Genomic DNA, 13,406 nt, shown 5'->3' with positions numbered 1-13,406 from the left:
CTACTAACAATTGTGCTTACAATAGATATGTGTTCAGTATTTTAGAAATGTTCTCGGTTGGTGTAGGTCCTAGTTCTTCGCACACGGTTGGACCTATGCGCGCAGCGAATGCTTTTGTGACTTCTCTTCAAAATAATGGAAAGCTTAAAGACGTTTCGCGTGTGCGAGTCACACTGTATGGCTCCTTGTCTCTTACTGGATTGGGGCATGGCACGGATCGTGCATCGGTTGCTGGTCTTGAAGGTAATCTTCCAGACGATGTTGATACGGAACACATGATGACTATTCGCGAAGATTGTAAGAAAAGCGGAACTTTAACACTTGCGCATAGTCATACTATCGAATTTGACTACGATTCCGATGTTGTTTTTGAAAAGTGGCGGCGCATGGCTGCGCATCCTAATGGCATGCGGTTTGTTGCTTTGGACTCCTTTGGTAATACTGTTGACGAACAAGTTTGGTATTCGATTGGTGGCGGATTTATTCGCAAAGGCAATGCAAACGATAAGATGATTGGTTTGCATGACCGCGTTGATGAAAATGTGGAAGAAAGTGAAGATAAAACTAAAGATTCTAATCTTAAAGATTCTGAATCTTCTAGTGATTCGCGTGAAGACTCGTCTGTTCCATATCCTTTTACAACGTGCAAAGAACTTATCTCGATTTGCAAAAAAGAGCATAAGAGCATAAGTGACATTGTTTGGCAAAACGAACTTGCTTTGCATAACGGTAATTCCGAATATGTTCGTTCCTATTTGTTGCATGTTTGGGAAGTTATGGAAGAGTGTGTTGAAAATGGATGTAACTCTAAGCAGCAGATTCTTCCAGGCGGACTTGAGGTTCATAGGCGTGCTCCGCGTATGTATGCTCGTCTTGCTGCAAATTCCGATATGCTTAAGCAAAATCGTAGGAGAGCCGACTGTGCTCTGGAAGCTTCTGACTCTGCATGGGTAAATCTTTTTGCTCTTGCAGTAAGTGAAGAAAACGCTGGAGGTGGTCGTATTGTTACAGCTCCGACTAATGGATCCGCTGGTATTATTCCGGCTGTTTTGCAATACTATTGGCGTTTTGTAGACAGTTCTAGCGAGGAGGGAATAATAAAGTTCCTTCTTGCTTCTGGAGCTGTTGGCTATTTGTTTAAGCGCAATGCTTCTATTTCTGGTGCAGAAGTTGGGTGCCAGGGAGAAGTTGGTTCTGCGTGTTCTATGGCTGCTGCAGGCCTGTGCGAAGTTCTTGGCGGAACTCCGCAGCAGGTTGAAAATGCTGCCGAAATTGGTATTGAGCATCATCTTGGTCTCACTTGTGATCCGGTTGGTGGCTTGGTTCAGATTCCTTGTATCGAGCGCAATGCTATGGCTGCCAACACTGCTATTAACGCTGTTAGAATGGCTCTTCTAGGTGATGGCTCTCATATTGTTAGCTTGGATAGTGCTATTAAAACTATGAAGGAAACTGGCCAAGACATGATGTCTAAATATCGCGAAACATCTAAGGGTGGCTTAGCTGTAAATGTAGTTGAGTGCTAGTTATAGTCGTTGCATTTATAGCTATTTTTATTGCATTTTCCTTAAGGATGTTTTGCGTATTTGCTTGCATTGTGTTGCTATACTGTTATGCAAGTTATATGCGTATTGGCATAGGTAGCGGTTGAGTGCTAATCTAAAACACGCTATAAAATTGCAAAAATGTTATAATATTCAAAGTTTTTAATGAATAGTTTGTAAGTGTTAGTGGCTTTTTGCAAGCATTTACACATGTTTGTAAGGGATTATAAGAGGTTATAAAGGAGGCAAAATGGCACAGGATATGCCAGAAGTGGTTGCGGAATTTGGTACTACGCCAACGGTGACGTTCCCAGCGCTTGAGCCGCCAGCAGGGCTTAAGGTTGTTGAATTGGTAGAAGGCAATGGGCCTTTGGTTCGTGCTGGAGACACTGTTACCGTTAATTACCATGGCGTTGTTTGGGGAGCAAGTGAGCCTTTTGACTCTAGTTTTGCTCGTCATACTCCTGCCAGCTTTGGTATTGGTGTTGGCCAGGTTATTCAGGGTTGGGATCGTACTGTTCCAGGACATAATGTTGGTTCTCGCTTACTTGTTTCTATTCCGCCTGAGTATGGTTATGGTTCACGAGGTGTTCCGCAGGCTGGAATTGGTGGTTCGGACACCCTCGTTTTTGTGATTGATATTATTTCTACTCGCTAAACGCGAGTGATTGTTTTGTTGCTTTTATTCTTTGTTCTTTGTTAAGGAGATTGCAAAATGCCTGAAGAAAAAATAATTCTATTGACTAAAGAGGCCTACGATAAGCTTAAGGAAGAATTAGCTCATCGCGAAGGTGAATATCGTGATGAAATCACCGAGCGTATTGCTGCTGCTCGCGCCGAAGGCGATTTGTCTGAAAACGGTGGCTATCAGGCTGCTCGCGAAGAGCAGGGCAAGAACGAGGGTCGTATTAACGAGCTTATTGTTAAGCTACGCAACGCAAAGATCCTTGAGGCTCCAGCGGAAGGCCTTGTTGGCAATGGCTCTGTTGTTACTTTAGATCTTGCTGGTCGAGAGATGACTTATGTTCTTGGCTCTCGTGATATTGCTGTTGCTACCGATTACGATGTTATTAGTCCAGAATCTCCGATTGGTGCTGCAATTTTTGGCGCTAAAGCGGGTGATACTGTTAGCTACTCTGCTCCAAATGGTCGCCAAATTTCTGTAACCATTAAGGATTCTCATCCACTCGCTTAAACAATGAATTTGTTTTAATAAGCGAGCACATACTTGTTATCTATCTATTTTCTCTAATCGCTGTGATTTAGAATCTATATGATTTATAGGTCACAGCGATTTTATTTATATGCTTATTTGTATCCGTTTAACAGTATCGCTCTTTAGTTGTTTTAATCTCGTAAATCTTGTAAATCTTTTAAATCATTAAATTTTTCTTAAAATGGTAACAACTTTGCCCATTATCTTTGCGTGAGACCCATCTATAGGGGAATACGCTGGATTGTGAGGCATAAGCCAAACGTGACCATTTTCTTTTCTAAACGTCTTTACAGTTGCTTCGTTATCTAGCAGTGCAGCAACAATATCTCCATTTGTTGCTTCGTTCTGTTCTCGCACAACAACATAATCACCGTCGCAAATTGCTGCGTCAATCATTGAATCTCCATGCACTTCTAGCATGAACAGATTTCCGCTTCCAGTAAGTCTTTCTGGCAAACGCATAACATCTTCAACATGTTGTTCAGCTGTTATAGGTACTCCTGCAGCGATTCTTCCAACAAGAGGAACATCGTGAGAGTTTATCAAAGACTCACTGTTATACAAGCTCACATCGATAGCTGATTGTTTTTCAAGCAATGCATGAGCTTTTTCTTTATTCTTTTGTATAAAATCTCCAATAACTTCAATTGCTCTACCTTTATTTGCGCTTATTCGTATTAATCCTTTCATCTCGAGTGCTCGTAATTGATGTTTTACGGAAGAAGGACTTCTTAAGCCTACAGCTTCGCCTATTTCTCTAAAAGATGGAGGGAATCCATGTTCTTTGAGGCATTGCTGTATAGCATCCATGATTTTTCTTTGGCGATCTGTTAGTGGCTCAGCGTTGTGCGCCGCAGAATCACTAAGCTCGTTTTGGGTGGTATTCATGGTGTCTCCTTTCGTTGTTTTACATTCTAATACACTTTTCTAAAAAAATCAAACATATGTTCGACACGCCGTTGCATCTTTAGAACAAATGTGTCAAGATTAATACACTTGTTCGATAGAACAAATGTTCATGTCAATTAAAACGTAAGAAAGGATAGTTATGTATAAGAAGTTGAACTCTTTTGATGGCGTTAATTATTCAACACCAAATCGTGCCGCTCTGGCTAATAAGAGTCACAAAAAACGCAAAAATAAATTATTTATGCGTTTTATAGTTTTTTCTGCGTTAGTTTGCTTTGCTTGGATTATTTTTATGCCAAAGCCAGCTGTTTCAGCCGTATCAAAATCCTTTGTAACGTATACTGTTCGCCCTGGAGATACCTTGTGGAGTTATGCAAAATCCATAACAGATAAAAATGGCAATATTTCTGATTCTGTTGATTACCTTATGCAATTAAATAATCTTGATTCTCCAGATTTAGAAGTAGGGCAGTCTATACGAGTACCTTTTATTGACGACTGATTCTGTTATTACAAATACTATTAGAATGGAGTATTGATGAGTTCAGATTATGAATATAATTCGTCAGATTCATATGATTTGTTTACATTATATTATTGCGATGATTCTGCATGTTGTAGTTGTCATGATTTAAGCGTTAAACCAATTGTTGAACCACTTGTTGTTATGGATGTATCTATATATCCATCTATTCGAGTGTTTTGCGATAAATTTTATAAAATATACGAGGAAAAATATGAAAAAATCGATTTATTTATATAAAACATTGAAATATATATAACATATTTAATTAATTTTTAGTATGCTGTATATATGCATTGTCCTTTTTGTAAGAATTCCGATACTAAGGTTATTGACACTAGAATCAGCGAGGATGGATATTCAATCCGTCGTAGGCGCGAGTGTCAGATGTGTGGTAATCGTTTTACAACAGTAGAAACTACGCAATTGCTCGTTATGAAGCGTTCTGGTTCTGTGGAACCTTTTGATAGGGCAAAAGTGGTTGCTGGTGTTGGAAAAGCTTGCCAGGGTAGACCAATAGATTCTGAGGAGCTAAAGACTCTTGGAATGGAAGTTGAAGCTGATTTACGTGCTCGTGGATTAGCTCAAATCACATCCGAAGATGTTGGAAAAGCAATATTAAAGCCGTTGCGTGAATTAGACGAGGTGGCGTATCTTCGTTTTGCTAGCGTATATCAGAATTTTACTGGTTTGGAAGATTTTGAACGTTCAATAGATGATCTTAAGAAAAGCAAGTGATTGTGCAATGTTTTACATTGAGTGAACACTTTGTGAATATTGCTAAAAGTATAAGTTTGAGTATTTGAGTTTGTGTGAATGTTGATTTGCTGTTTGTTAGCGAATCGTTGAGTCTTAGAATAAATATGGTTATAGTGTGAGGGATAACCTGATTTGTTTGACCCAATTAAAGGGTCAAACAAATAACAAGGTTGTTAATAGTTGGGTTTACTCAGTACTTTTACTTCGCGATCATTACTTTGAAAAATTGGCGTCGTCTTGTGTGCGCAAGACAACAAGACGCTGTGTTGGTCTTGTCATTGCAACGTATAGATTTGCCGCTGCGCTAAGTCTGGATGCTGCTTCTTGTTCTATAGCAGAAGGTTGCATTAGGATTACCGCATCGTATTCCAATCCCTTAACATCTTCCGCACTGCAAACGCTAATTTGGCTATCGTCAAAGTTTTGCTGAATTATGCGTGCATATTCCTTAGTTGAAAGATTCTTGCTAAGAGTATTTTTAACGATTTTGTTTGCATGCTCTATTAGTTCTTGAGGAACAATAATTGCTACGCGTCCGCTTCCGTCTTCGGAAACAAATTCGTTAAATAGATCAATGCAATATTTAGCAAGCATATTATTAAGCTCATTTTGATTCTGAACCGTATGTGTAACAAGCGAATCTGGAACAGATCTAACTGCATTAACTGTTGATATATATAAGCCAGAATTATTTGCAACTTTTCCTGCAGCTTCAGAAACTTCTTTAGGATTACGGTAATTAATTGTTAGTTCATAAAGATCCCAGTTTTCGTTTCCAAACAATGAGCTCATGTTTTTTTGCCAACTATGTGTACCACCTAAAGAGGAGGTTTGTGCAACATCGCCAACAATTGTAAATGAGCGTGAAGGGCACCTGCGTATTAGCATTCGCCAATCCATTGCAGTAAGCTCTTGCGCTTCATCTACAACAACATGACCATAAGTCCACTCTCTATCCGACGCGGCAAGATTTGCAACCATACTTGCATCGTTACCTTGAATATTCTCAATAAGCATATCGGCGGTAATAATGCCATTTCCTATGCCATTTTGTGCAAGAGTATCGGAAGCATATTGCTGTTCTTCGAGTTTTTTACGAGCGAGGGCAGCGTTTTGTGCTTCAATCTTTGGATCTGGGCCTAGTAGCTCCATAGCTTCGTCAAGAAGTGGGATGTCGGACTGAGTTAAAGGACTTCCTTTTGGTCTAATTAATGCACGAATATCATTTTCACTTAACCAAGGAGCATATATGCGAAGTTGTTCAGGTTTAGAAAAGAGTTGGTCTATAAGCCAATTGGCATTCATAGGTAGCCAAGCAAGATTTAATGTAATCTTGAGCTTATTTTCCATTCTAAGTTGCGAAGTAATATCGGATATCTCCGCTTGTGAAGGAGCATAATCAAGTTGTTCTAGATACCTGTTTCTAAGCGAACTTATAACTGACTTTACAAATGTTTTACGAGCCTGGTTATGAGGCTGGTGTGTGCGCTGAGCGTCTAATTGTGCAAGCTCTATATCTTCCTTTTTTAATTGCACAGCAAAACCATTTATGCGTAGTGTTGGCAAATCTTTAGGAACGCGTATTCTTGCGCAAATAGCGTTTTGAATAACGTTTTTCATGCGGTACATTCCCTTAAGTTTTGCTGCATGAGGAGTGTCTTGCACTGTTGCATGAATATTTGGGATTAAATCCGCTATAGTTCTGCTAACAACGCCAGTTTCACCCAAAGATGGCAAAACTTGATCTATGTATCTTAAGAATGCAGAGCTTGGTCCTACGATCAAAACGCCTGATCTTTCAAGCTTTCTGCGATGCGTGTAGAGCAAGTATGCTGCTCTGTGCAAAGCTACTGCAGTTTTGCCTGTACCAGGTCCGCCTTGAACAACAATTGTACGGTCTAAAGGAGCGCGAATAATGCGGTCTTGTTCTGCCTGAATGGTTGCAACAATATCCGTCATTTTTCCAGTTCTACGAGAACCTAGAGAAGCAAGCAATGCGCCTTCGCCAGTAAGTGTTCCTTGCTTAGACGCTTTGTTTACCTCGTCTGAATGAATATCTAGAATCTCGTCTTCAACTCCTACAACTTCTCGGAATTTAAGAGTTATGTGCCTACGCATAACAATGTTTCCATGATTTGAAGGAGTTGCTTCGTAGAATGGTCTGGCCGCTTCTGCTCTCCAATCAGTTAAGATTGGGTCGTGATTTTCGCTTAGTAAACCGATTCTTCCAATGTAACGTCTTATGCCTTCTCGGTCGTCTAGTCTGCCAAACACAAGTCTATCTTCTACAGCTCTAAGTTGCGTTAAACGATCTTCGTACATTGTTGCAAAAGAATCTCGTTCTGTTCGCTGAGTTGGTGAGCCATGCGAGCCTGCAGCGCGTACAGAATCAAGCCTTGTACGAATTGTTGAACGCAAGTTATCTAATCGATTGTAAGCGCAATCAACCGCTTGTTGTTCTTCGCTGAGTTGTGAGGAGTACGTAGACATTTGTGTCCGTTCTTCTTAAAAGTTGGGCTAAAACTAGGCGTTTAAGTATACCTCGAGGCTAATACACGTTGCATGTTTCCAATCTAAGTTAAAAAAATATTATTTTTTTACAAAAAAGTGGGGATTTTTGGTGAGAAATGGGGTAAAATGGTGAACGATGTGCAAGTGGCATATTGCATGTTGAAAAGGAGGTGGATTTATGGCTAGTAACAATGCTGGCGCAAATGCGCAAGATAAAGCCAATTCCTCCTTTAAGCATGCTCAAAATCCATCTGGTTATGATTCTCAAAATACGGCTCAAGCTAATGCACAAGATGCGCATATGCCAATGCAAAATTCTCAAGCGTACGCTCAGCCTTATTATGTGATGCCGCAAATGCCGCAAATGTATCAAGCGCAGCAAATGCCGCAAATGCCTGTTATGCAGCCTGTTATGCAACCTCAACCTACGTCTTCGGCTTTTGCATCCACTCCTTTGCCTCAAGACGCGGTTTTTGGTGCTAATAATTTGCAAAGTCAGGCTAATAATCACGTAAAGAATCCGATACTTCTTGGAACTTATTCTCCAAAAATAGATGCAAAGGGTCGTGTGGCTTTACCAGCAAAATTCAGATCCCAGTTGGGCGATGGTTTTGTTATGGCTCGCGGACAAGAGCGATGCGTTTATGTTCTTCCAATGCAAGAGTTTGAGCGTATTACAACTCAGATTCAGCTCACATCTATGAGTAATAAGTCTGCAAGAGACTACCTTAGAGTCTTCCTTTCTGGCGCTGTTGATCAGGAGCCAGATAAGCAAGGTCGTATAGTAGTGCCTCCAATGCTAAGGGATTATGCAAATCTTGGAGATGAGATTGTTGTAATTGGTGTTGGAACTCGCGCAGAAATATGGAACAAATCTGCTTGGAACAATTATCTTGCAGATAAAGAGCAAGATTATGCAGATATTGCAAATGATGTTCTTCCGGCGGTGGCACAATGAAAGATTTATCTACAATTCATGCGCCAGTGCTGTTGGAAGACTGTGTAAATCTTGTTTCTCCAGCATTAGATTACAAAGATTCTATTGTTGTTGATTGCACTCTTGGGCTTGCGGGTCACGCAACAGCTTTTCTTAAAGCTGCTCCACTTGCAACTCTTATTGGAATAGATAGAGATAGTGAAGCTCTTGGCTTAGCGACAAAAAGAATGCGCGATGAAGGCTTAGAGAATCGTTTTATTCCAGTGCATGCTGCATTTGATGAAGTTGACAAAGTTCTTGAAGATTTAGAAATCGATAAGATTGATGCAGCGTTTATGGACTTGGGTCTTTCTAGTTTGCAAATAGACGAGGAAGATAGAGGATTTTCTTATTCTCATAACACAGTCTTAGATATGCGTATGGATACAACTCAAAGTGTTACTGCTGAAACCATTCTTGCTACCTACAGCGCATCCAGTCTTGCTCAAATATTCCGTGAGTATGGTCAAGAACGTTTTTCTGGGCCAATCGCAAGAAAAATAGTGCAAGTTAGACAAGAGAATCCAATAAAAACGTCTGGTCAACTTGTTGATTTAGTGGATCATATTATTCCGCGTGCTCATCGTGCTCCAGGAAATCCAGCTAAACGAGTTTTTCAGGCTCTTAGAATCGAAGTTAATGGAGAATTAGATAAGCTTTCTAGGACTCTGCCAAAGCTTGCTTTGCGCTTAAATAACGGTGGCAGAATTGTTGTTGAGTCTTATCATTCTTTGGAAGATATTACGGTTAAGCGTTTTATGAATAAAGGCTTAGAAGTAGATGTTCCAGCAAATATGCCAATTATTCCGCAAAATGCAAAACCTTTCTTTAAGTCTTTAACTCGCGGAGCTATTAAAGCATCTAAAGAAGAAATTGCAAATAATACAAGGTCTTCTTCTGTTCGCTTACGCGCAGTGGAGCTTATTAGAGATATTCCAGATAGGTGGATTAAAGACTTTACAGCTATTGCTCAAGGAGAAGATTCATCTTTGCATCGTTCTTCTTCTAAAGCGAATGGTGTAAATAACAGCAAAGGAGGCAGGTTCTAATGGATAAGCCAAGTAAAAACCGTGCTTCTAGGATTGCTGCGTCTTATGCAAGTTCATCTGCTCCTGCTGGGCGAGTAAATGATAAAGCAGCTGGTAATAATTCAAGGCAAAATCGTGTTTTAAAGTCGATTCCATTAGTGTTTAGTGCCTCTGACCGTAGGTCTTACACAGTAATGAATCACTTACATAGAGTTATAGAGTGGAGTAACACTCGTAAAGCTCCTCTTTTCAACTTGATTATTGTTGTTATTTTCCTTTTTGTTACGCCTACTACGTCTTTGTTGTTGCGAACAAAAATGGCGGAGATATCTTTTGAACAAGCTGCCACTCAATCAAGTATCTCTAGGCTTCGTCAAGATGTGGAAACTGCGCAAACAAAGTTAGATGCGCTAGAAGCGGATCTTCCAGCAAAAGCGCAAGATATGGGAATGATTCCGCAACAGGGAGCAATAACAGTTGATCTCAGTGCTTATGCCAATAAAAAGAAGGCAGAACAAGCTGCTATTGAAGCTCAAAAAGCACAGCAAGATCAAGCTAAGCAAAAACTTAAACAACAACAAACTAAACCAGACAAAACTAAACCAGACAAAACTAAACAACAAACTAAACAACAGCCAGAACAAAAAAATAAGGAGAAACATTGATGAACCGCCTAATCAAGCAACGTTTCGCCAAATACTCAGGCAAAATGAAAACAGTATTGTATTATGCCAAACTTGCTGGTAAAAAGTTGCACTCTACTACAAGCAGAGTGAGCAAAATCAGCAAGAGCAGATTCAATACGAGTAAGTTGTACAGATCATACGGCAGTAATGCCGCGCGTTCTGGTTCTGGTTATGCTTCTTCTGGAGCTAATGCACGTTATGGCGCTCAAACTAGCGTTATACGAAACACGGTTTTTGCAAAAAAGTGTATTGCTGTTGCAATGATATTCGCGTTTATTGCATCTGTAGCAATAGTAAAACTTAGCTTTATACAGTTAATCAATGCACGTTCTACTGCTCAGGCGGCGCAGGCAGAACGTAGTAGGACTCGTCCAATACTCGCTCGTAGAGGGCGTATTTTGGACGCAAATGGTGCTGTTTTGGCTCAGAGTGTTGAAAGATATAACATAATTGCAGATCCAATGAATGCTCAGTCCTTTAAACCAACTCCTTGCACAAAGCAAACTGCTGGGAATTGCCATGCAATTAATGGCAAAGACGTTGAAGGAACGGGCGCTGTTGCTGTAGCACGTCTTTTGGCTCCTATTTTGCATATGAGTTCTGTTGAAATAGGCGGCAAGATTGCAGGCGTAGGACGTTACGCTGTTATTAAAAGAAATGTTAAGCCTTCTGTTAAGCGCGCAATAGACAAGCTTAATCTTTCTGGTTGTGTTTATGCAGAAAACAGTAGCGAACGCGTATACTCGAGTGGCCCTATTCTTGGTGCTTTAATCGGCTCTGTTAAAGACGCTGAAGAAAGCGCTCGCAAGGAAGCAAAGGGCAGAAGAGGAGAGATTGGCGAATCTGGACTAGAGCTTTCTCAAGATAAGGTTCTAACTGGTAAAGATGGATATCAAAAATACCAGGGAAATAACGTTGGAAATGAGAAAATTCCTGGAACGGTAAGCGAATATAAAGATGCTGTAAACGGTAACGACATAAAGCTAACTATTGATAGCGATGTAGATTGGTACGTTAAGAAGGTTCTTCTAGACGGCATGAATAGGTATAAAGCTGGATGGGGCGTTGCTGTTGTTCAAGATATTCGCACTGGAGAAATCGTTGCTCTAGAAGATAGCGATAGTATTAAAGCTGGTTCTGCCGAAGCTAGAGCGTCTGTTTCTAAAGCTGTTAGCCAAGTGTTTGAGCCAGGCTCCATTGGTAAAGTTTTCTCAGTTGCAGGCATGCTTCAGACGGGCGCGCGTTCGTTATCAGATAAGTTTGCTGTTCCAGGAAGCATTGAAAAGCAAGGTCAGCTTTTCCATGACGCTCATAATCATGGTGTTATGAGGCTCACTTTGGCAGGCATTTTGAAGGAATCTTCTAACGTTGGCATGATTATGGCTGGCGAAAAATATCCAAATAACAAGCGTTATGAGTTTTTGTCTAAGTTTGGAATTGGACAATATACTGGATTAGGCTTGCAAGGAGAATCCCAAGGTTTGCTTCCGAGTGTTCAATCGTGGGATGGTCGTAAGCAAAACACTGTTTTGTTCGGTCAAGGTTATGCAACAAACGCTTTGCAAATCACTAATGCTATATCAACAATCGCAAATAAAGGCGTAAGACTTAAGCAATCGATTATCAAGTCTGTAATTGATCCTCAAGGCAGAGTTACTGAGCGCAAAAGGCCAGAAGGCACTAGGGTATTGGATGAGCACGTTGCTGATCAAATGTTAAATGCTATGGAGTCCACAGCAGAGTATTACGGTAGCTACATATCTGTTAATGGATATCGAATTGCTGCAAAGAGTGGTACTGCAGAAGTTGCTGGATTTGGCGGAGCTCTTAGCTCTATAGTTGCAGATTGCGCAGCAATATTGCCTGTAGATAATCCACGTTTTGCAATAACTGTAGCATTAAGCAATCCAGAAGGTACATTCGGTGTTTATACTGCGGCGCCTATTATAAAAACAATAGGCGAGTTCCTAATGCAAAAGTACAACGTTCCAGTATCGACTCCTCGCACCGATCCTATTGCTGTACAATGGTAATAGATAGCGAACGAGGGCGAGTGCGAGTATGAATGCTGTTGATGAATTTTCTAGAACAAGAGTAACTCTTGGTTTTGCTGCACAACAATACGGTTTTGAAGTAATACCATCTTTTGCTTCTGGAATAACAATTACGTCTTTAGCGTGTGATGTTAGGAATGTTAAGCCTGGGTGTCTTTTTATTCCTGCAAATCGCGTAGATAAAAGACAATTGGAAGCTGCTAGAGATGCTGGAGCATACGCAGCAATGGTTACTCCAGAGTTTAGATCCGAAGCGATGAGCGTTGGTATTCCACTTTTAGTTTCTTCCAACAATCCAGTAACTTTGGGCAAACTTGCTTGCGATGTTAATAATGACCCATCTTCTTTTATAGCGACTTTTGCGGTTGCTGGCGATGATGATGACGAAGTCTATGCAAACGTTATACGATTAGCTGATTTTCTTCATATGCTTGGCAATCCAATTGGTGTTATAAGCGCTGCGGGGTCTAATTCTCTTCAGCGAGAACTGGATTTAGAATATCCGCTTGGAATAGTTGATATTCAGCACAATTTGTCGGTATGCGTAGAAGATGGTGCTGCAGCTGTTGTTATAGCGCTAAATTCTGCAACTCTTAAAAAAGACGCTTTACAATCTGTAAACATTGATGTTCTTGGAGTTGAAAGCAATAATGCGCTCGCAATGGCAGGAAGTCTTGATTTGTATAAGTCAGATTCCAGTTCGCAAGCTATTGAACACAGTGGTGGCGATTTGGTATATGATTCAAGCTTTGCAAATTCAAAAGATAAGTCGCAAGCAAGCGGCACATTAGAAGCCAAATCTAAAGTGGATGCTAATTCAGAGGATTCGCAAGATTCGCATGAGTCTAAGTCTAAAGAATCATCGGAATCACTTATATATAGTAATAAAAAAGATGATTCTAAGATTGATTACAAGAACGATTCCAAGATTGACGAATCAAGCATAAAATCTGCGCGCCCTGTAATGAGTTTTTATAATTTGCAACAAAGGTATGGATTTATAAGTCACGAAAGATCTTATTGTGTAATGCGTTCTAGGGAATCCGATGAGTTAGCTGCATTAGCAGATCAAATCGGCGGCAAAAGTGTTAGTAAACATCTTTCTCTTTCAATCGCAATGGTTCTTGCTGCTGGTGTTAGAAGAGGAACAATTAAGAGCGCGTTGCGAGTATCTCACGAACTAAAATAGAAACCAATATT

12 protein-coding genes are annotated in these 13,406 nt (G+C 40.4%); 10 read left to right on the top strand and 2 right to left on the bottom strand.

All coding sequences use genetic code 11. The features are described from left to right. Positions 1 to 47 precede the first annotated feature (47 nt). From ACPEIW_RS05145 to ACPEIW_RS05135, 3 genes are all read left to right on the top strand, one after another. On the top strand, positions 48 to 1,526 hold the full coding sequence (locus ACPEIW_RS05145) for an L-serine ammonia-lyase (RefSeq protein WP_425664432.1): 1,479 nt from the start codon (positions 48 to 50) through the stop codon (positions 1,524 to 1,526). 268 nt (positions 1,527 to 1,794) lie between these two features. Continuing rightward, positions 1,795 to 2,202 carry an FKBP-type peptidyl-prolyl cis-trans isomerase gene (locus ACPEIW_RS05140; protein ID WP_004130076.1) on the top strand — a complete coding sequence of 136 codons (408 nt, stop codon included), beginning with the start codon at positions 1,795 to 1,797 and terminating at the stop codon, positions 2,200 to 2,202. Positions 2,203 to 2,259: 57 nt separating this feature from the next. Next, complete coding sequence (locus ACPEIW_RS05135; protein ID WP_116689716.1) at positions 2,260 to 2,739, top strand: GreA/GreB family elongation factor; 480 nt, start codon at positions 2,260 to 2,262, stop codon at positions 2,737 to 2,739. Positions 2,740 to 2,925: 186 nt separating this feature from the next. On the opposite strand, the gene lexA is transcribed toward ACPEIW_RS05135, so the two are convergent. Then, the gene (gene lexA, locus ACPEIW_RS05130) at positions 2,926 to 3,648 is read right to left on the bottom strand and encodes a transcriptional repressor LexA (RefSeq protein ID WP_425663446.1); all 723 of its coding nucleotides are present in this window, start codon (positions 3,646 to 3,648) and stop codon (positions 2,926 to 2,928) included. Between the two features lie 160 nt (positions 3,649 to 3,808). Between lexA and ACPEIW_RS05125 the strand changes: the two genes are divergently transcribed. Both ACPEIW_RS05125 and nrdR read left to right on the top strand, forming a co-directional pair. Next, entirely contained in the window at positions 3,809 to 4,171 is a 363-nt protein-coding gene (locus tag ACPEIW_RS05125) for a LysM peptidoglycan-binding domain-containing protein (RefSeq protein ID WP_425663444.1), read from the top strand. 312 nt (positions 4,172 to 4,483) lie between these two features. Next, positions 4,484 to 4,930 carry a transcriptional regulator NrdR gene (gene nrdR / locus ACPEIW_RS05120; RefSeq protein ID WP_116438629.1) on the top strand — a complete coding sequence of 149 codons (447 nt, stop codon included), beginning with the start codon at positions 4,484 to 4,486 and terminating at the stop codon, positions 4,928 to 4,930. A 234-nt stretch (positions 4,931 to 5,164) separates the two neighbouring features. Here nrdR and ACPEIW_RS05115 read toward each other — a convergent pair whose 3' ends face one another. Then, positions 5,165 to 7,441 (bottom strand): HelD family protein, encoded by a 2,277-nt coding sequence (locus tag ACPEIW_RS05115; protein ID WP_425663441.1) that lies wholly within the window; start codon positions 7,439 to 7,441, stop codon positions 5,165 to 5,167. 199 nt (positions 7,442 to 7,640) lie between these two features. Here ACPEIW_RS05115 and mraZ point away from each other — a divergent pair, with 199 nt between their 5' ends. The 5 genes from mraZ to ACPEIW_RS05090 all read left to right on the top strand — a co-directional run bounded on the left by mraZ (position 7,641) and on the right by ACPEIW_RS05090 (position 13,395). Continuing rightward, positions 7,641 to 8,420, top strand: a complete 780-nt coding sequence (gene mraZ, locus ACPEIW_RS05110; protein WP_425663439.1) for a division/cell wall cluster transcriptional repressor MraZ — start codon at positions 7,641 to 7,643, stop codon at positions 8,418 to 8,420. Further along, positions 8,417 to 9,487 carry a 16S rRNA (cytosine(1402)-N(4))-methyltransferase RsmH gene (gene rsmH, locus ACPEIW_RS05105; protein WP_425663438.1) on the top strand — a complete coding sequence of 357 codons (1,071 nt, stop codon included), beginning with the start codon at positions 8,417 to 8,419 and terminating at the stop codon, positions 9,485 to 9,487. Before mraZ ends, rsmH begins: the two co-directional genes overlap by 4 nt. Continuing rightward, positions 9,487 to 10,131 carry a hypothetical protein gene (locus ACPEIW_RS05100; RefSeq protein ID WP_425663436.1) on the top strand — a complete coding sequence of 215 codons (645 nt, stop codon included), beginning with the start codon at positions 9,487 to 9,489 and terminating at the stop codon, positions 10,129 to 10,131. The genes rsmH and ACPEIW_RS05100 overlap by 1 nt, the downstream gene beginning before the upstream one ends. 281 nt (positions 10,132 to 10,412) lie before the next feature. Next, positions 10,413 to 12,185 (top strand): peptidoglycan D,D-transpeptidase FtsI family protein, encoded by a 1,773-nt coding sequence (locus ACPEIW_RS05095; protein ID WP_425664430.1) that lies wholly within the window; start codon positions 10,413 to 10,415, stop codon positions 12,183 to 12,185. 28 nt (positions 12,186 to 12,213) lie between these two features. Next, positions 12,214 to 13,395, top strand: coding sequence for a hypothetical protein (locus tag ACPEIW_RS05090; RefSeq protein WP_018619879.1), 1,182 nt, complete (start codon positions 12,214 to 12,216; stop codon positions 13,393 to 13,395). Positions 13,396 to 13,406 lie beyond the last annotated feature (11 nt).

The sequence above is a fragment of the Gardnerella piotii genome, assembly GCF_049815665.1.
GTDB lineage: Bacteria > Actinomycetota > Actinomycetes > Actinomycetales > Bifidobacteriaceae > Bifidobacterium > Bifidobacterium piotii.
This window is presented reverse-complemented; position numbering and strand designations above follow the sequence as displayed.

What these genes read in the sequence shown, in the direction of transcription:
- ACPEIW_RS05145 (WP_425664432.1), top strand. Translation starts at nt 48, where the DNA reads ATGTTCTCGGTTGGTGTAGGTCCTAGTTCTTCGCACACGGTTGGACCT.
- ACPEIW_RS05140 (WP_004130076.1), top strand. Translation starts at nt 1,795, where the DNA reads ATGGCACAGGATATGCCAGAAGTGGTTGCGGAATTTGGTACTACGCCA.
- ACPEIW_RS05135 (WP_116689716.1), top strand. Translation starts at nt 2,260, where the DNA reads ATGCCTGAAGAAAAAATAATTCTATTGACTAAAGAGGCCTACGATAAG.
- lexA (WP_425663446.1), bottom strand. Translation starts at nt 3,648, where the DNA reads ATGAATACCACCCAAAACGAGCTTAGTGATTCTGCGGCGCACAACGCT.
- ACPEIW_RS05125 (WP_425663444.1), top strand. Translation starts at nt 3,809, where the DNA reads ATGTATAAGAAGTTGAACTCTTTTGATGGCGTTAATTATTCAACACCA.
- nrdR (WP_116438629.1), top strand. Translation starts at nt 4,484, where the DNA reads ATGCATTGTCCTTTTTGTAAGAATTCCGATACTAAGGTTATTGACACT.
- ACPEIW_RS05115 (WP_425663441.1), bottom strand. Translation starts at nt 7,441, where the DNA reads ATGTCTACGTACTCCTCACAACTCAGCGAAGAACAACAAGCGGTTGAT.
- mraZ (WP_425663439.1), top strand. Translation starts at nt 7,641, where the DNA reads ATGGCTAGTAACAATGCTGGCGCAAATGCGCAAGATAAAGCCAATTCC.
- rsmH (WP_425663438.1), top strand. Translation starts at nt 8,417, where the DNA reads ATGAAAGATTTATCTACAATTCATGCGCCAGTGCTGTTGGAAGACTGT.
- ACPEIW_RS05100 (WP_425663436.1), top strand. Translation starts at nt 9,487, where the DNA reads ATGGATAAGCCAAGTAAAAACCGTGCTTCTAGGATTGCTGCGTCTTAT.
- ACPEIW_RS05095 (WP_425664430.1), top strand. Translation starts at nt 10,413, where the DNA reads ATGATATTCGCGTTTATTGCATCTGTAGCAATAGTAAAACTTAGCTTT.
- ACPEIW_RS05090 (WP_018619879.1), top strand. Translation starts at nt 12,214, where the DNA reads ATGAATGCTGTTGATGAATTTTCTAGAACAAGAGTAACTCTTGGTTTT.